The organism is Foetidibacter luteolus, assembly GCF_009650435.1.
GTDB lineage: Bacteria > Bacteroidota > Bacteroidia > Chitinophagales > Chitinophagaceae > Foetidibacter > Foetidibacter luteolus.
Genome location: NZ_VVIP01000059.1, coordinates 244,963 through 263,559 on the forward strand (window position 1 = coordinate 244,963; position 18,597 = coordinate 263,559).

An 18,597-nucleotide genomic window follows, 5' to 3' on the forward strand; every position below is an offset into this window, starting at 1 on the left:
CCATCTTTCAAAAAGAGTCAATTGGCGCTGTCCCAGTCAGTTAGCCTGATATGTTGTTGATGCTTGGTAAGAAGAGGATTTATCCCTCGCAATGCTGGTGTAAAACCGATGCAGGGCGGTAGTTACAGTTCAAATACCCAGGTTAGCGTTTTGTTTTGGAATGCTCTTACAAATTCACCTGGTCGTTTGGCAATTAATTTCGTAAGCCCAGACACTTTATTTAAAAGATAAACAGACTTGTTATTATCTATTGCTATACAATTTTTATCTGACAAAGTGATAATGCTGCAATACTCTACATTCTCAATAGTGAAAACTTCACTGGCACATTTGTTATCAAGGTATTCGTCAATTTCAACAAAGTCGTCTATATACTCCAAATCCGCTTGATTAGTCCGAAACTTTGAGGTTGAAACCCTCTCAATAACAAATTGACTGGCATCAATATTATCTATAATTAAATTTTCCAGGTCATCGCCAATTTTAAGCCCTATTATTCCATGCTTATTAAGATAAATTTGAAATTCAATTTCTTTAGCGTTTATTGTGGGTACAAAAATATTTTTAAGCCGGAATGTGCTATCAAAGTTTTTAAAAATAACGTTGTTTGATGTGGGTATAGCAATCCATTTACTAATTAAAGATTCCCTAAAGAAACTTTTTGACCGTAACCTCAAAAAACTTTCATAAGCCTTAAGATAGTCTTTCGGCAGTTGTTCGATAGTTGTTTGTAATAGTCTTAAAAGTTTTGTAGTGTCGATATGGATTAAATACTCTTTCATTTGTAATTACCACTTACTCATAAATGTATATCATTACCTTCTATCAACCAATATCAGCTTCCTGAGCCTGTTTCACACTAACACCCTACCCGGGTCTGAAAAGCCGCCCATTGAACAGAACGACGAACGGATTGCGACGCAACGAAGATGCCATAAAATGCCGGACGCTGGTATCAAAAAAATACACGCAATGGCCTGGCAGTAAAGCTCAAGCGGCATACAAAGCCGCTGCCATTGGTACATGGCATAACAGGTAATGGGTATAGCCACGACAGTATCCATCAATCATCGCCCTTTCCTTCTACCAGCAGCTTGCGCATGGCTTCCAGCAATACATCTGACGTATTGGAATTGGTAAAAATCACGTAGCCATCCTTAAGGTCTTTGTATACTTCAAATTTGCATTTGAAATCGCCGTTGTTGCCACCATGGCCAAAAGATTTGCCGAAGGGTGTTTCCCTTATTTCCAGGCTCATGCCCATATAGGCGGGTATTTTTGGCTGCTCTTCTCCCGGGTCATAATTATACGCTGAATGTTTGCTGAATATGCTGGCATAGGTTTCAGGGGTTAAGCCTTTTTGCTCCAGCAGGTAAAGCATAAAACGGGTAAAAATGTTAGCTTCGGTATGCATGGAATAAGCCATGCCGGGAGATTCCGGAAGGTCATCGTAATTGGGCAGGCCATTAAAATGTCCATTGGCCACCATGCGCCTTAATGAATCGTTGCGGGAAAAGAAGGTATGGTACAGGCCGATGGGTTGTATCACTTCTTCCTGTAATACCTGCTCCACTTTTTTACCGGTTATTTTTTGTACCACCATTTTTAAATATTCAAAACCTTCGCCGGAATAACCGTAGCTGGCGCCGGGGGTAAATTTAAGGTCAAGCTTGCCGTCATTATTCATCCAGCGCCAGTTGGGGAAGCCTGTGCGGTGCGTAAGCACATGCCTTGCCGTTATAAGTTTATAGCGGTCATCATAAGCAATGTCTGGGTAGGGCATGTAACGGTACAGCGGGCTGTCAAGGTTAATAATGCCACGCTCAGCAAGGCGCTCAACCGCAAAAGCGAAAACCGGTTTGGTTACCGATGCTGCTTCAAACAATGTATTGCTGTCTACCGGTTGCCCGGTAAAAGTATTGCGGACGCCGTATGTTTTATGATAGATAACCTTACCATCTTTTATCAATGCAAGCGATGCGCCGGGTATTTGGTAATACTGCTGGTAAGTTGTTACGAATTTGTCAACCTGTTTGGCTGAAGCCGCGGTAAAATTATCCAGCAGCAGGCCCTTTTCCGGCAGAAGGTCCGGTGCAGGAGTGGCCGGTAAAGTAAGCGCAGGCACTGTTGCGGTTTTGTTGGCCACAGCATTAACAACAAGGGTATTTTGCTTATTTGCTGCGTACACTTTGTTATCACGCATTAAATAAGGTTCGGTAAAGCTTATCTTGTATTTTCCGGCGGGCACTTCTACGGAATACTTACCCAGGCTATCCGCTGCCGCGGTTAGCCATAAGGTGCTGTTTTTTACGTTTGTTAAACGTACATGTTCCGGCAGGCGCAGTGCCGTGTTGCCCTGCCATGCCACAGTGCCGGAAACAGTGGCAAGCTTTTCATTGGCGGGCATCAGTACCACATCGCAATGGCTGCGCGGGTTTACATATTTACTTTCGCCGGCGCCCCAGGAAGAAAAGGAAAAACTTTTATCGGCATCCAGGTCAAATACAAAAAAATCCAGCCCTATGGATTTACCCACAGCAAACTGGTTGCCCAGGTTAATGCGCCACTCGTACAGCCGGGCATTTCCTTGTATGGTGTGCGCCACTTCTATAATGTTCCATTTGGCATCTTTGGCAAAATCATCGTAGTAAGCGTTGTTGGTATTGCGCAATTTTTTGCTGTACATAAAAGAGGCAACGCCCGAGCCAAAGGGCAGGTGCTTTGCATCAAGGTACAGCTCCAGGCCATCCTGTGTATTCCAGCGTACATTGGCTGAAGTATCTTCGGTAAAGTAATCATCAGTTACCTGTATGGCCAGGTAAAGGGAATGGTCTTCCGCACGGTAGCCCATTTGGAAAAAACCGCTGAAATCAGCCTCATTCACAGGTTTTGTTTCAGAACCGGTAAAGCCTATTTTATAACGTGTAATGTCTTTTGGCCAGTCGTTAAAACTGCCGTCTACTGTAATCTTGTTTAAAGGATAAGCGTAACCCACAGTTCCGTTATGGGCAAGCAACTGCAGGCTTAACAGGCTTAAAAAGAAAATGATACCAACCTGTTTTGCGGAAAATTGATATAGGCGCATGGCGTTTTGATTGTGCATTATTGGTTAATGGCTAATGGCAGCGGTAGCTTTTACGTTCAGGGTGTTAAAAAGTTACTGTAGGTAAAATTTATTTTTGGATCTGTGCTTTTACAAGCATTGTGCTGCATGCACAATGTTTGAATTTCGCAATAATCGGTTTGAATATTGCAGTTACCCGCTTCTTTATACAGGTTAGTTTTGCGCTGTTTTCAGCATTTTCAAAAAAAGTAATTAATTATATGATACCAACAAAAGGTTATGCGGCACAGGATGCCACATCAGATCTTGCACCCTGGAGCTTTGAGCGCAGGGAAGTGGGCCCTCACGATGTTCAATTTGATATTTTGTATTGCGGGGTATGCCACTCCGACCTGCACCAGATTAGAAACGACTGGTTTCCCGGCATTTTTCCCATGGTGCCGGGCCACGAAATTGTTGGCCGTGTAATAAAAGTGGGTGGCCACGTAAAAAAATTTAAGGTAGGCGATCTTGCCGGTACCGGTTGCATGGTTGACTCCTGCCGTACCTGTGCCAATTGTAAAGACGGGCTGGAGCAGTACTGCGCCAACGGCGCTGTGTTAACGTATAACAGCCTTGAAAAATATACGGATGGTTCACCTACCTATGGCGGCTATTCCAACACCATCGTGGTAAACGAAGACTTTGTGCTGCATATTTCCGATAAGCTTGACCTTGCAGCTACTGCGCCGTTGCTCTGTGCAGGTATCACTACTTATTCCCCATTGCGCCACTGGAAGGTAGGCAAGGGGCATAAGCTGGCTGTGCTGGGCCTTGGTGGCCTTGGGCACATGGCAGTTAAGTTTGGTGTGGCTTTTGGCGCCGATGTTACTGTGTTAAGTACCTCCGCCAAAAAAGAAGGAGATGCAAAAAAGTTAGGCGCCCATCATTTTGTGGTAACGTCTGATGCAGGCCAGGTGGAGAAAGTAAAAGAGTCTTTCGACTTTATACTGGATACTGTAAGCGCCCCGCATGATTTTGGTTTTTATCTCTCACTGCTTAAGACCAATGGCACGCATATCTGCGTAGGCGCTCCTTTAGAGCCTGCTAAAATTTCGCCATTTGCTATTATAGGGGGTAGAAAAAGTGTTGCCGGTTCTGCTATTGGCGGCATTCCTGAAACACAGGAAATGCTTGACTTTTGCGCGGAACATAACATTGTTTCAGACATTGAACTGATTGATATAAAGAACATCAGCGAAGCATATGAAAGAATGGAGAAAGGCGATGTACGTTACCGTTTTGTGATTGATATTGCTACCTTATAGCCACCGCCATCCCCCGGTTTCTACACTTGTATTTTCAACAGGCAGTTTGTTACATTTTGTGCAACTGCCTGTTGTGCTGTAAGGATTATGATACCGGCGATTGTATTACATGGCATCATCGTTGCGTCGCAAACCTTTCATCGGTTCGTTCTTTGGGCGGCTTTTCAGACCCGGATAGACAGCAAGTACGATTTATGAAGTACCTTGATGCAAAAGAGGATGAGGTAGTAAGATTGCCATTTACGTTATGTTATGTTCCTCCAGAACAGGTTGCGTAATGCGATCCTCCGCACAGTCTCCTGCAAGAAGCTTTGCTGAGAAGGTTGTGTACCGCCGTAAAATAAGTTTGCAGTTTTTTTTGATTTTTCTTAGCAGCGGTTGTCAGACAGTATGTTATGAGCGTAAGCGTAACGGGTTAAGTCAAAATTTGTATGGCAATCCAGTTTATCCATAATCCTTTTGCGGTGTGTGCTTACAGTAGTTGCTGCGAGATTCAGCATTTCAGCAATCTGTGAGGTGGACTTTCCTGCGGCAATCAGTTTGAAAATTTCGAACTCCCTTGCTGACAGGGTTTCGTGCAGTACCGGATTTTTTTGATGCTCCATCAGGAGTTTTTCAGCTATTTCCTGGGTGATATACTTTTTGCCCATTCGTATCCGTTCCACCGCTTTAATCAGTTCATTTGGCGCAGAGGCCTTATTAAGATAGCCGGCAGCCCCGGCCCTCAACGACCTGATGGCATACCTTTCTTCTGTATGGATACTGAGTATTAGCACAGGCAACTCTGGCCGGATTAACCTCAATGTCTCAAGAACTTCAAGGCCTCCTTTTCCTGGCATCTCCAAATCAGAGATTACCAGGTCCCATTGTTTTTCGGTCGCTTCATTAATCAGGCTGTCTCCGTGGGCCACCTCGCTGATTTCTGCGAAGGGATAGGCTTCCCGAAGGATCTTCGAAAGCCCCAGTCTTATAAAAGTATGATCATCAGCAAGAAGAATTTTTTTCATATAAGAATTGTCTCTAAGTCAGCAATGTGTCCGTTCGTGGATGCAACGCTGCATGCACAGTGGCGCCATCCCGATGACGGTTAATGTGTTGAGTGTTCCCCGAGGGCTTCTGGACGTTGAAGGCCGGAAAGAAATCTGCCATTTTCCATGACAACTGCCAATAGCTTGCTTAGAATACGTCGGACGGATTGAGGACTCACCTCGGAAGCGTAGAAAGGGGGGATTGTGTCTGTGGCATGACGATGGGGGTCTCCGGTGCAGCCTTACTTCAGCCATGCAATCTGCATCAGCCAATCGCTTAACTGCGTACTAAGTTAATGTAAATGTTTATTATTTCTATTCAGCGGAATGCTAAGTGTAAAGATACACCCTTCGCCCCGGCGGCTCTCCACACTGATTGCGCCGCCGGCCGCTTCTGCAAGTGTTTTAACCAGGCACAAACCCATGCCCGTGCCAGGCTGTCCTGTATCAAACCGCTGATGCATTCCGAAAACACGGTCTTTGTGTTTAGCCATGTCAATACCCTTGCCGTTATCGCTAACGGACAATCTGTATCTTTCCTGGTCTATATACAGGGAAACACTGATTTTACATGCCCTTTCTTCGCTACGGAAGCGTACGGCATTATCCAGTAACTGTAGAAGGATGTCCGTGAGCAGGCTGCGGTTAGCATGCACTATGTCTGCCCCAATGAAGCCACATGTTATCTCTGCCTGATGGCCATGGGTACGAAGAATTTTCGAAGCTGTTTCCCTGACGAGTGATGCAAAATCTATGTCTTCCCGCTGCTCTAAGTTTCTGCTGCTGTACCTTAATATATTATTCAGATCCCTCACAACGCTGTCCAGTCCGACAGTTACTGATGAAAGAGCCTGGGTATAAAGTTCCCTGTCTGATTCCGCCACGCTGCCGCAGGATAGTTCCGCTGTAAGCGCCAGGATGTTGGCAACAGGCGCTCTTAAGTTGTGCGAAACGATAAATGCGAACCGTTCCAGCGCCTGGTTACGCCTGGCCAGGTCCTGCGTTATTTTTTCCCTGGCAATTTCTTCCTGCTTGCGCTGGCTGATATCGGTAATAGCCATTACCAATCCTATACTCTCCATGTCTGCCCCGGGAATATTGAACCAGCGCACATTAAACCAGCGGCATTTACCGTCTGGCTGCTCGTAACAGGTTTCATAACTGGTGAGATGCCCCTGCATGGTTCGCTGCATGATGGAGTAAATGGCCGCTTGTTTTTCCGGGGGAAAATAGGAAAGTGCATCGGTAAATTCCCGTAGTTCTTTTCCAAAAAAGGTTAGCGCCAGCTCTGATGCAAGCGGGTTGAAGGATTTTATTTCCATACACCTCCCAATGAGTATGTATGCCATATCAATGTTGCAGAAAACAGTCCTCAGGTTTGCCTCTGACTCTGATAGTTTACTCAGTGCCCTTGTAACTATCGCCCCGCTTTTCTGAACATCTGTGGGCCCTTGCCCGCTTTTTGCAACCATGCGCCACTTTTCTATAGCAGTTAGTACCGCAGAAGGCAGCCTTTCCATCCTGTCCTTCTGTATATAATCATCCGCGCCCAGGCTTAATAAGCCTGCCGCGGTGTCGTCCGGAACGGTTCCCGTTACGAGAATGAACGGGATATGCCAACCTTTTCTCCGGACGAAATGCAGTGCTTCTATTGAGTTGAATTCAGGGAGCGAATGATCGCAAAGGATAATGTCTGGCTGGGCCCCACCGAGGCTGGCCATGAATTCCTCTTTTTTATCCACGACAAGGATATTGCATGCGATCCCGCCTTTTTCCAGCATGCGCCTGACCAGTGCCGCGTCTGTTGGGGTATCTTCGATGTGCAGGATTTTCAGAGGAGCATCCATGGTTATGCTGTAATTTATGAAGGATGATATGTTATTCGCTGATTAAAGGCCAGCAGTACCGGGCAATCATGGTTACAGTTTCCGCAAAAGGCCCGAGGTATCTGGATTCTCCGGTCCTTTTCAGACATTTCCCCTGTTTTACCGTTTTTATTGGTAATGGCGGGTGTTTTTACATTGGCAGGTCAAAAATAGCGGCGGGCAAAATCCCCGACTATAGCATTATTTTATTTTTTTGTAGAATTATTACTATAGCCTACTTTGATTTTGCCAATAAAACCTGGCCCATCGTAAGAATGCGTACCTGGCATCCCGTAAAATTATCCGAAAAAATTTGGGGCTTTCAGTTATAGTATTTCAGTGTAACTACAGTCCCGGCTTTTCACTGCAACTCCGCCACCAGGCCCATTGCACAAGACCTTCAGCGGGGTTTCCGCTTCAATCCGGCAGCCAGTCAGGCTTCACCGCGTTACCCGGCTTATGGCTTTACGTTCACCCCCTGATGTTGTGTCCCTAACTAGTCAAACGTTTAGATACGGATTTATAATGAACTAAAATTTCGTAGTGACAGTGCAGACGAAATTCGGGTGGGCTTTTGTTGGTTTACTTCAGCTTTCACTTATAATTTAGCTTCTGTTCATGGCAGAGAGTTGGTCAATCCGTCATCTAAACTGGGATACTTTATTCTTTATCATTTGTATGAGTGTACTGGTAAACCGGCAAAACAAATTAAAGCCCTTATTGCGGATACAAAAAAGTATATTTAAGGGAAATATGCTCCTATGTCCACCGATTCGGCCATTCAGGGCGTTGATGCTGAACTTAGAAATTCCGGAATAGAAGTTCTTGGTGAACTGCCATGGGGGTCTCACTTTTGTAATTTTTTTGAATCAAGAGACGACCTGCTCCAAATACTGGTTCCCTATTTTAAGGCCGGGTTAGTAAACAATGAGTTTTGCCTCTGGATAACATCTGATCCTGTAACTGTAGAAGTTGCTTACGAAGCATTGCGAAATGAAGTTGACGATTTTGCTGATTATGAAAAAAAGGAGCAAATCACAATACTTTCCCATACAGATTGGTATTTGAAAGATAACACATTCGTACCGGACATTGTTATCAATGGCTGGTATGAAAAGCTTGAAAAATCATTGAATAAAGGATTTGACGGAATGCGTGTAAGCGGCAACGAGGCCTGGTTGGACAGGGATGTTTGGAAGGATTTTGTAGACTATGAACGAAACCTGAATAACAGCCTCAAAGAGCATCATATGATTGTTCTTTGTACCTATCCCCTTGACAAATGTGATGCGCAATCAGTATTTGACGTATCGCAGGTACACGAGGTAGCACTGACAAAAAGAAAAGGCAATTGGGAAATTGTAGAAGTCCCGGCAATCAAACAAACAAAATCACAACTTGCCAGGGATAAAAAAGCACTGGAAGATAAAGTGGCAGAACGTACTAAAGAGCTGACAGTTATCAATGCAAGATTAATAAGGGAGATAGAGCAGCACAAAATCACCCAGGATTCCCTGCTAAGAACTGAAGCCAAACTCCGCACAGTATTTGACGCAACCGATACAGCTTACATTTTACTTGAATCTGACTTGTCCATTCTTCTTTTTAACCACCTGGCGGCCGATTTTGTCAGAAAGGTATTTAATTGGGATCTGAAAACCGGGGACCATATTCATGATTTTCTTACAGCAGACAGGCAAGTACTTTTTACTGACAGGGTACAAAAAGCAGTGAAAGGGGAACAGATCAGCTATGAAACCAATTATGTATTGAAAGATGAATCCTTATTATGGTATCATGTACGGCTTTTTCCTATTCCCAAAGACGATGATGGTATATTCGGCCTGGTGCTTGCATTAACCGATATCACAGAAAGAAAACTGTTAGAAAACCAGCTCGAAAAAGAAAGAATAGAAAAGCAGTTGGAGATTACTAATGCTGTTATTACTGCAGAAGAAAATGAAAGACAGGAAATTGGCCGTGAATTGCACGACAATATCCAGCAAATTCTGGTTAGTGCCGGCCTTTTTCTTTCTATGATTAAAGAAAAGGATATTTCGGCATCAGGCTATTCATACCTGCAACAAACAAACCAAATGATTTTGTCTGCCATTAATGAGATCGGCAATCTTTCTCATTCCATGATTACTCCATTTGTGGAGAAAACTACCCTGAAAGAGGCCATCGAAAAAGTTATACACACTACAACATGTACCAGCGGAATAAAAATTAGTATGGAAGCAATCGGGCTAGACGAGACGAAGCTATCTGAAAAGTTACGGCTTACTTGCTATCGGATTATACAGGAACAGTTTAGTAATATCCTTAAATACTCAAAAGCGTCCTCGGTATTGTTGAAAATTGTTCAGGATAATGAGAAGCTGACATTGACAATACAGGATAATGGGATAGGCTTCGACATGTCAAAAAAAACATCGGGCATAGGGCTGATGAATATTAAAACAAGGGTTTCTCTTTTTAACGGGGAAGTTAGTATCCGTTCTTCGCCGGGACAAGGCTTTGAGTTGTATGTGTTAATGAAGCTTAAATAATTTTCTCCGCTGCTGCCTGCCTTCTATTTTTCAATCCCTTAGACAATAATACATTTCGCACCTTTGAGACTTCAATGGACAAAACGCAAGAGCCTTAGGCAACATAACTTTTTGTCAAATATAACAGCGGGCCGGGTGCTGCTAATGGGTAGGCTTTGCCCTTACGTTGAAGCGCCTGTGTTGCAAATGAAAATAAGAGCTTTTGATTCTGCTGTTTTTTTGAAATGCTGCCAAGCAAAATCAAATATTGTTTTCTAAAAGCTCAATAATTGTGATATAAGTTGAATTATCCAGGCTTCATTTATTGCCACTTCATTTTTTGATTTTTGTCAAAACAAATTTCTTTGAACTGAGCTAAACTGCATACAAATATACATGCATGACAAAACCTGTTTCCGTACAAAACAAAACAAAACACTGTTGCTTTTATTGCTAAGCCTAGTTTCTATAGCTATTATTCCGTTTTTACCAAAGGTTGGGCAAGCCCTTTCTTTTCACCATTTCAGTGATGCAAGAACCATCCTGCACGTACCGAATTTTATGAATGTAGCCAGCAATTTTCCTTTCCTGCTGGTAGGTATATTGGGGCTGGTAAATACCTGGCGGCAATCCAATGCCGCGGGGGCCAAGTTATTATACACCGCTTTATTTACCGGTATTTGTTTAACGGCTGTCGGCTCGGGGTACTATCATTTCCAGCCAGGCAATAACACGCTTGTTTACGACCGGATTCCCATGACAGTTGTTTTTATGGCGTTCTTTTGCGTAACAATCGCCCGCCTGGTAAGCAAAACCGTGGGTGTATTATTATTGGCGCCATTGGTAATAGCTGGTGTTGCCAGTGTTGTTTACTGGCATGTTACTGAGTTGCGCCACCAGGGCGATTTGCGATGGTATGGCTGGGTGCAATTTTACCCGGTAGTGTTCATCCCCCTTGTTATGCTGCTTTTCCGCACTCGGTCTTCCCCGCATCAGTTCAGGCTGCTGGGCTATGCAATTTTATGGTACCTGCTTGCCAAAGTACTGGAACATTATGACCAGGCTATTTATCATGCCACAAAACAAATAAGCGGGCATACACTCAAACACCTGGCGGCTGGTATGGCCACGGTTTGTATTTACAGGTTGCTCTTCCCAAAGAAAATGCAGGATTTTGGCAGTGGCCAGGTAGTATAAAATTAGCAGTAGCCCGAAGGGCTAAACTTTTAATAGCGCCGGATGCAATCCGGGGTTACCGTATCCTAACCCTGCAGGGGTTGAACCTCTTGTGTATTCAACCCCTGCAGGGTTGCCGGGCGATTCATTCATTAACCCCGGGTTTCACCCGGGGCTATTATTATTTATGCCCTTCGGGCAATGATGAAAACCGCTGATTTCTTCACTTAATGACATTACCCAGAAGGAGATAGTAAGCTGATACGCTTATCCTGGTTAATCCTGTATTGAATGTTTCTCCTGCACTTCATCATCCAAAAAAATGCAATCAACAGACCGGTAACTGGCAACCGTCTTTGCAGCAGCTTTTGCGAGGTACACCCAAAGAAACATGCCGCACCTACGGCGCTCCCGTCAACCCCGCTTTCGTTAGCTACTGACATACCGCCTCTACGAGGCTTTGGTTGTTGAATGTTCTTTTTTTAGCGTTCAATGTTAGCGGCTCTACGGAATTTGCAATTCATCATCCTGAAACAACCGCAATCACTTACACAATCAACAGCCCGGCAACTTGTAACCGGTAACCTGCAACGGGCTGTCGGGTGAGGGATTGAAGCGGTTACCCCGGTGAGGCCATCGCAGCAGGGCTTTTGTGCCGGAGTAATAGCGGAAAGCCCGACCCCTTGCGCAGCTTGGGGGCACCCCCAAAAACTATCAACAAAAAAATAAAAACCCCTGCAGGTTTATACCTGCAAGGGCTTTGTGTATAAGTGCCGGTAAAGTAATTAATTCAGCAGGTTGTCGAATGTAAGCGACACATAGTAAACACCGCCGATAGTGGGGGAGCCATACGCAGTGTACACATGATTATTCAACAGGTTGCTGGCGCCTACTTTTATCATGGCATTTATCTGCGGTAATTTTTTGTTCACCTGCAAATCAACCAAAGAATAAGCGCTAACTGGGCCGGGTCTCATACCATTGAAGGGGCCGTACCAGAAAAATGCATCCTGCCAGTGCCAGGCAACATTAAACCCGAAATTGCGGTAAACATTACTGTTGGAAAACGTAAGGTTAGTGCTCCATTTGGGGGTATTAAAAGGCGCTACTTTGCTGGCATCAGCCTTGCCTAAAATAAAGGAAGACCAGGTAACATTGCCGCCAATGGTGTAGCCTTTTTCGAGATTGTAAGAAAGACCTACGGTAGCGCCCTGGCCGGCAGCTTTATCAGCCGCGTTTGTATATAGCTGGAAGGATTGTACGCCGCCATTGAGTATGTCGGCAGCCGCGGCAGCATTGATAGTGCCGTTTTGCTCTATGGTGTTCTGCGGACGAACCACAACCGCGTTAAGGATAAAGTTGGTATAGCGGCTGTAGTAGTAGTTAACATCCACAAACAGCCTGTTGCCAATTACGGCTTTGTAGCCTACTTCAAACGCCCTTTGTTTTTCGGGGGTTATGTAGGGGTAATTGGCTTTAACCAGCAATTGCTTATTGGCTTCAATCGCTTCCTGCTGTGTGGCGCCGTTGGCTACAGAAGCTGCATAAGCTGCTGTGAACTGGCCCACTGATGCTGAAGTGAAAGAATTTTCATACACATTCATGCCCTTGCTGTTGTTGGGCACGCCGCCAAGTATGGTGATGGGGCCGGCGTTCAGCTTGATGTATTGGTCAATGGGCGTTGGGTTGCGGAAACCTGTTTGAAAGGATGCCCTGAAATAATGATTTTTCACCACTTCATACACGGCGGAGAACCGTGGTGTGTAGCTGCCATTGAAGTTTTCATTTTTATCGTAACGGATAGAAGCGGTTAGCTTCAGTTTGTCGTTGATTAATTTTTTAACACCCTGCACAAACGCGCCATATTCTTTGATGGATATTTTTTTGTCTTTATCATCAATAAGGGTACCGTTGGTGTTCATGTCGTAATACCTGAAGCTGGCGCCCACTAATATATCAACAGCTTTTACTGCCTCCACTTCGTACTGTCCATCTGCATGGTAAAATTTGTTATGGCTAAAGATGCCGGCGCCCTGTGTGCCAAAGCGGCCTGTAATTTCTTTTTTGGCCTGGTTAAAAGCATCGGTGCCGGGGAGGAAGCGGCCTTCATCAGCAAAGCCGCGGGCAGCGGCATGGCTGCCTTGTGCTACGCCGCTAACAGAGCCGTTATAAGCGGCGGCATAACGGGTAAACCAGGTGGCATCAGCTACATTGGGCGCTACGGTATTGCCATCCAGGTCTTTCACCCAATAACGGTTAATGAATTGGCCGAGTGTCCTGGTGTTGTAGCCATTGTCGCAAATTTCACCGGAGCTGTAAGCCCTGATGAAAGAGTTTTTGTGCCGCAGCTCAATACGGTGTGTTTGCAGTATAAAGCCATTCACATTCATGCGGGCACTGCTGGTAAAACAGGCAAGGGCTTGTGCACGGTTGTATTGATAGATGATCCGCGTATTCTCGCTTAGTTTGTATTGTAAAGAAGCGCTTGCTTTAAAGCTGTAGGTGTTGTAATTCATCAGGTCTTTTTCTTCGTAACCGGTACGGGATACCAGCCCGATGCCAGGCAGTGTGCGGGATACTTCATCACCATAAATATTAAGGCCATCACGGCCGGGATTATTAGGGCCACGTTTGTCGGGTGGTGTTTGTGCGCTTATATCAGTATAGTCTGTAGCATACCAGTCAAGCCCGTTAAAGTAACCCAGGTTGAGTTTAAAGGCAAAACGGTTAAAGGCTTTGGCATAGCGTATGGACACATCGTTAACGGCCTGTGGCTTGGCCACATCTTCACCAATATGGTTAATACCTGTTTTTAAATGCACGGATAAGCCCTGGTATTTATAGGGGTCTTTTGTTTGAATGCTCAACATACCGTTAAACGCGGCCGGACCATACAAAGCCGATGCCGCGCCGGGTATAAGCTCCACACTTTCTACATCAATATCCGACACGCCAAACAGGTTGCCCATGGGAAAGTTAAGGCCGGGCGGCTGGTTGTCAATACCGTCAATCAACTGTAGGAAACGTGCATTGGAAGTTCCGTTAAAGCCACGTGTATTAACCGTTTTAATGCCCAGTCCGGGTGAATACATCTCCATGCCTTTCAGGCTTTGCATGCTTTCGTAAAAGCTGAGCGAAGGCGCTTCACGTACGGCCTGGTAATTCATTTTTTCTATACTTACCGGGGATTGTAATAATTTTTCTGTGGCCCTTGAAGCGGAAACCACTACCTCGTTAATGGCAGACCGCTGGTCAAGCTCAACAGATATGGAGGAAAATGCCGATTGTACCAGCACTTGTTTCTCGGCATGGTTTACCGAAGATACAATGAGGGTAAGGGGGAATTTCAGTTTGGAAACGTCCAGTGAAAATTGCCCTTTATCATTGGAGATAGCGCCGGTTAATTTGTTTTTTACCATTATACTGGCATTGCCTACAGGTTCTTTGGTTATGCTATCGGTAATGGTTCCGGTAAGCCTGGCGTTTTGCGCAATGGAATTGAGGGATATAATCAGCGCAAGTACTGCTATAGTACAGTATTTCATTTTACAAAAGGTTTGAAAGATGATGCGTTAGTTTTGAATATGGAGGTTAGCCTGTAAAACAGGCATTAGCGTGTGTTTTACGCTGCAGGCGGTAACACTAAATAAGTGTGCAAATTTTTTTGGATACCGGTTTTTGATTTTCATGGCATCGTTCCTTGCGTCGCAATCACTTCATCTGCAAATCAATTGGCGGCAGCCCACAGTTTGCTCCAAAGCTGATGATGCTTAAAAAGCATTGCAATAATGTTTTGCAACCGTTAAATGCCAACATGAAAATTATACAGGTAAACTACAAAGGATATGTCAGCTAAACACTTCGGGCGGAATATCATACGCACCAACATAAGATTGCGGCAAACATACACAGATAAATGTGTAAGCAACATTTGCCCGGGTGCAGAGAGGCTTTAAAGAATAGTCATTCTCAAAGGCATGGTATAATGAGAAACCATTTTCTTTTTTGGTAATGCCTTTATTCGGCTTTTCATCATCAAAATCATTGGCGGCACTGGCGTAGTCTTTCTTCGCCGTTTGCAGGTTATCCCTTTCCTTATTGGGCAGGCACATCAGGAAGAGTGTATCCTGCCATACTTTGCGCTTTACGTAGTTGTAATGGTTGCCGTTAATGGTTATATCGCCGGCCAATGGTTCGTATGCTTCCTGGGAGTTGTAGTAGGGCATGTTGAGCTTTACCTTCACTTCAACAAGGTCCGCTTCATGGTAACTATTCTGCTCAATTTTACCGGCCAGGCGGGCGGATGATTGCCGGCCCAAATAGCCGAATAACAAAGGGTACCCTGCAAGATTGAACAGGTAAACCAATAGCAGTGTTATGGCCAGCAGTTGTTTCAGAAAAAAATTTTGCTAAATGTATTTAAAAATATTGTTGCAGGCTTAATTATCAACTATTTGTTTTTGAACTTAATGGCGCAGGAAATGACGGTAGCCTGCACCACCGGGTGAGGGATTGAAGCGGCTACCCCGGTGAGGCCATCGCAGCAGGGCTTGTGTGCCGGAGTAATAGCACAACTGAGGAAAAGCAACTGAATGTTGCTTTGACGAAGGTTGCGAACGCAGTTCTGCCCGGCCCCTTGCGATAGCTTGGGGACACCCCCTGAAACTTTCTTTATTGCGAGCATGATAGCCTGAAGCCAAATAGTTTTGGGCGTTTTAGTATCGGTAGCCATAAACAACCGTCTTATCAAAACATCCAGTTTTTTAATTATGATTCGTTTTGTAAAAAGTATTGCTGTAATTGTTTTGGTTACCACCCATGTGTCTTTTTTACAGGCGCAACCGGCAAGGGTAAGGAGGGTTGAACCTTTTGCGCTGGAGCAGGTTACAATTACGCCCGGCACACGTTTGTACAACATGACAATGAAGAATGCGGATTACCTGCTGTGGATTAACGTTGACAGGTTGTTATACAGCTACCGCCAATACGCCGGGCTTGATACCAGGGGCGTAAAAGGCTACGGCGGGTGGGAGTCTGCGGACGGCCCCATAAGAGGAGAATTTGCCGGTCATTATATTTCCGCCTGCTCAAAATTATATTACCAGGTTAAAAAAACGCACCCGGAAAAAGCGGCGCAACTGCTGGAAAAAGTAAACGGCATGGTGGCTGGGCTTGCGGAATGCCAGCAGGCCATCAGCAATAAAAAGGGCGCAGATTACCCCGGCCACCCTGGTTACCTGAATGCGCAAAACGCATCGCAATTTGACAGGCTGGAATCTTTACAGGCCGCGGATGTACCCTATTACATTATCCATAAAATACTTGCAGGCTTATTAGATGCATACCGCTATACGGGAAATAAACGGGCGCTGCAGGTTGCCATACTGCAGGCGGATTACTTTAGCTGGCGCATGGGCAGGTTAAGCCAAAGCACTATTGAAGCCATGCTGAATACCAGGCGCTATACCGGCCAGTACCAGGGCTATTTTATGGAGTTTGGCGGCATGCAGGATGTATTGCTGAAGCTATATACCATTACTAAAAAACCGGCGCATTTAAAGCTGGCCAATACCTTCTCCCGCCCGTGGTTTACAGAAATGCTGGTGGGTAATGAAGATGAGCTTGGCCGCAATGCCCAGCACAGCAACAGCGAGGTGCCGGCAGTGCAGGGCATTGCGCACACCTATGAATTAACAGGCAATAAAACATACAAAACGGCTACTTTAAATTTTCTTACCTGGATGAGGGAAGGCCATGAGTTCAGTACGGGCAGCATCAGCGGTAAATCTGCCTACCCGGCGCCGCTGGATTATGGAGGAGAATTGTTTCATTATCCCAATAATATTAACTACCAGGTAAACAGTTCTCCCGGTCACCAGGGGCATGCCAGCGGAGAAACATGTTGTTCGCACAACCTGAATAAAATAACGCAGCTTGCCTTTTGCTGGACGATGGACGAACGCTGGGCCGATGCCTACGAAAGACGCTACGTAAATGCTGTAATGGCGCAGCAAAACCCTGATGATGGCATGTTTATTTATAACCTTAACCTTAGGCAGGGGGCGGTAAAGGAGTTTGGCGATGCGGAAAATGCTTTCTGGTGTTGTTATGGCAGCGGGGTTGAAGCTTATGCGGGCCTTTCTGAAGGTGTTTATTACACTGATCGCAAGAATGGTTTATGGATAAACCAGCTTCACCAGAGCAGCCTTAACTGGAAAGAGAAAGACTTAACCCTGCGACAGGAAACAAGCTTTCCTGAAAATGGATATAGCAAAATAACGTTTACTGCCAGGCAAAGCACCTTACTTACACTGCACATACGCATACCTGCCTGGGCCGGTAACAAAGCCAGCATAAAACTAAATGGCCGGGAACTGGATATTGCCAAAAAGCCGGGCAGCTTTGCTGTTGTACAACATGCATTTACAACCGGCGACGTGCTGGAAATTGATTTTCCTTATACCCTTTCTACCGCACCTATGCCCGATGCCCCGGAATACATAGCTGTTAACTATGGCCCGCATGTGCTGGTTAACACCGGCGAAAAAGGGGCTGTTTTTAATGGCAATGCGCAGCAGTTAACAGAAGGGTTGCAGCCGGGCAGTAAGCCTTGTGAGTTTACCGCAACATTAAACGGGAAAAAAGCAATTTTTAAACCGATTAGCAGCATAGTAAAAGAGCAGTACAATGGTTATACGCTTGTAAGTGCGCCGCAAAAATTGCAGTTAACGGATCAATTGCTTATTGGCGATGCTGCTTCTGAAAAAGCGCATAACCTGCAGGCCATACAAATGAACAGGGGCGAATTTAACGGCAAACAATGGATAGATGTAAACAATGGCTGGCTTTCTTTCAACCTTAAAAGCAGCCCTGCCAAAAACGTACACCTTAAGTTTAGGTATTGGGGCAGCGATAGCAGCGACAGGCAGCATGTGCGCCTCTTTGATATATCTGTGCTGGATGATACTTCAGGAAGGTATATTCCCGTAACCACCCAAAGCCTTGAAAAGCAGGCCCCCGGCCAGTGGTACGATGTATTGTACCCCATACCCGCCAGGCTTACCAGTGGCAGGCAGCAAATAAATGTAAGAATTGATGCAAAAGGCTTTTACGGAAAACCGGGTAAAGTGGGTGGCTTGTTTGAGGTTGTGGAGATAGGGTATTTGAATGAGTAAGCCGCTTTCAAGACAAGACATTTACATGGTACATCCCACATCAAACATCTTACATAGAAAGGTACTCCGTACTTCGTAACTTGATTACATCGTACATCCCACATCAAACATCTTACATAGAAAAGTACTTCGTAACTCGTACTTGATTACATGGTACATCCCACATCAAACATCTTACGTAGAAAAGTACTTCACCCTTCGTACTTGTTTTTTGGGGGTGCCCCCAAGCTATCGCAAGGGGTCGGGCTTTCCGCTCATACTCCGGCACAAAAGCTATGCTGCGATGGCCTCACCGGGGTATCCGCTTCAATCCCTCACCCAAAGGGCAGTTGCCGGTTACCGGTTACAAGTTGCCGGTCTGTTGAGGTTTAAAAGGCTTATAATTTGTTTGAATGATGAAGTGCAGTTTCCGGATAGTGGTTGAGCCGCTAACATTGAACGTTGAACAAAT

General features: G+C 45.1%; 10 protein-coding genes. 4 read left to right on the forward strand and 6 right to left on the reverse strand.

Going from position 1 to position 18,597, the window contains the following annotated elements:
• Positions 1 to 122: 122 nt before the first annotated feature.
• Complete coding sequence (locus tag F0364_RS19720; RefSeq protein ID WP_153799521.1) at positions 123 to 782, reverse strand: hypothetical protein; 660 nt, start codon at positions 780 to 782, stop codon at positions 123 to 125.
• A 281-nt stretch (positions 783 to 1,063) separates the two neighbouring features.
• The gene (locus F0364_RS19725; protein ID WP_153799522.1) at positions 1,064 to 3,085 is read right to left on the reverse strand and encodes a serine hydrolase; all 2,022 of its coding nucleotides are present in this window, start codon (positions 3,083 to 3,085) and stop codon (positions 1,064 to 1,066) included.
• 239 nt (positions 3,086 to 3,324) lie between these two features.
• On the opposite strand from F0364_RS19725, the gene F0364_RS19730 reads away from it, so the two are divergent.
• Positions 3,325 to 4,371, forward strand: a complete 1,047-nt coding sequence (locus F0364_RS19730; RefSeq protein WP_153799523.1) for an NAD(P)-dependent alcohol dehydrogenase — start codon at positions 3,325 to 3,327, stop codon at positions 4,369 to 4,371.
• Between the two features lie 368 nt (positions 4,372 to 4,739).
• Here F0364_RS19730 and F0364_RS19735 read toward each other — a convergent pair whose 3' ends face one another.
• Positions 4,740 to 5,378 (reverse strand): response regulator, encoded by a 639-nt coding sequence (locus tag F0364_RS19735; protein WP_153799524.1) that lies wholly within the window; start codon positions 5,376 to 5,378, stop codon positions 4,740 to 4,742.
• A 314-nt stretch (positions 5,379 to 5,692) separates the two neighbouring features.
• Positions 5,693 to 7,246, reverse strand: a complete 1,554-nt coding sequence (locus F0364_RS19740) for an ATP-binding protein (protein WP_153799525.1) — start codon at positions 7,244 to 7,246, stop codon at positions 5,693 to 5,695.
• Positions 7,247 to 8,025: 779 nt separating this feature from the next.
• On the opposite strand from F0364_RS19740, the gene F0364_RS19745 reads away from it, so the two are divergent.
• On the forward strand, positions 8,026 to 9,816 hold the full coding sequence (locus tag F0364_RS19745) for an MEDS domain-containing protein (protein ID WP_153799526.1): 1,791 nt from the start codon (positions 8,026 to 8,028) through the stop codon (positions 9,814 to 9,816).
• Between the two features lie 375 nt (positions 9,817 to 10,191).
• Entirely contained in the window at positions 10,192 to 10,992 is an 801-nt protein-coding gene (locus F0364_RS19750) for a ceramidase domain-containing protein (RefSeq protein WP_153799527.1), read from the forward strand.
• Between the two features lie 764 nt (positions 10,993 to 11,756).
• On the opposite strand, the gene F0364_RS19755 is transcribed toward F0364_RS19750, so the two are convergent.
• Positions 11,757 to 14,516: a TonB-dependent receptor gene (locus F0364_RS19755; protein ID WP_153799528.1), complete on the reverse strand. Its 2,760-nt coding sequence runs from the start codon at positions 14,514 to 14,516 to the stop codon at positions 11,757 to 11,759.
• Between the two features lie 303 nt (positions 14,517 to 14,819).
• Positions 14,820 to 15,338 carry a hypothetical protein gene (locus F0364_RS19760; protein WP_153799529.1) on the reverse strand — a complete coding sequence of 173 codons (519 nt, stop codon included), beginning with the start codon at positions 15,336 to 15,338 and terminating at the stop codon, positions 14,820 to 14,822.
• A 402-nt stretch (positions 15,339 to 15,740) separates the two neighbouring features.
• On the opposite strand from F0364_RS19760, the gene F0364_RS19765 reads away from it, so the two are divergent.
• On the forward strand, positions 15,741 to 18,146 hold the full coding sequence (locus tag F0364_RS19765) for a beta-L-arabinofuranosidase domain-containing protein (RefSeq protein WP_153799530.1): 2,406 nt from the start codon (positions 15,741 to 15,743) through the stop codon (positions 18,144 to 18,146).
• Positions 18,147 to 18,597 lie beyond the last annotated feature (451 nt).

Bases quoted from the DNA above. Each gene is read 5' to 3' on its own strand.
- F0364_RS19720 (WP_153799521.1), bottom strand. From the start codon at position 782: ATGAAAGAGTATTTAATCCATATCGACACTACAAAACTTTTAAGACTA.
- F0364_RS19725 (WP_153799522.1), bottom strand. From the start codon at position 3,085: ATGCGCCTATATCAATTTTCCGCAAAACAGGTTGGTATCATTTTCTTT.
- F0364_RS19730 (WP_153799523.1), top strand. From the start codon at position 3,325: ATGATACCAACAAAAGGTTATGCGGCACAGGATGCCACATCAGATCTT.
- F0364_RS19735 (WP_153799524.1), bottom strand. From the start codon at position 5,378: ATGAAAAAAATTCTTCTTGCTGATGATCATACTTTTATAAGACTGGGG.
- F0364_RS19740 (WP_153799525.1), bottom strand. From the start codon at position 7,246: ATGGATGCTCCTCTGAAAATCCTGCACATCGAAGATACCCCAACAGAC.
- F0364_RS19745 (WP_153799526.1), top strand. From the start codon at position 8,026: ATGTCCACCGATTCGGCCATTCAGGGCGTTGATGCTGAACTTAGAAAT.
- F0364_RS19750 (WP_153799527.1), top strand. From the start codon at position 10,192: ATGCATGACAAAACCTGTTTCCGTACAAAACAAAACAAAACACTGTTG.
- F0364_RS19755 (WP_153799528.1), bottom strand. From the start codon at position 14,516: ATGAAATACTGTACTATAGCAGTACTTGCGCTGATTATATCCCTCAAT.
- F0364_RS19765 (WP_153799530.1), top strand. From the start codon at position 15,741: ATGATTCGTTTTGTAAAAAGTATTGCTGTAATTGTTTTGGTTACCACC.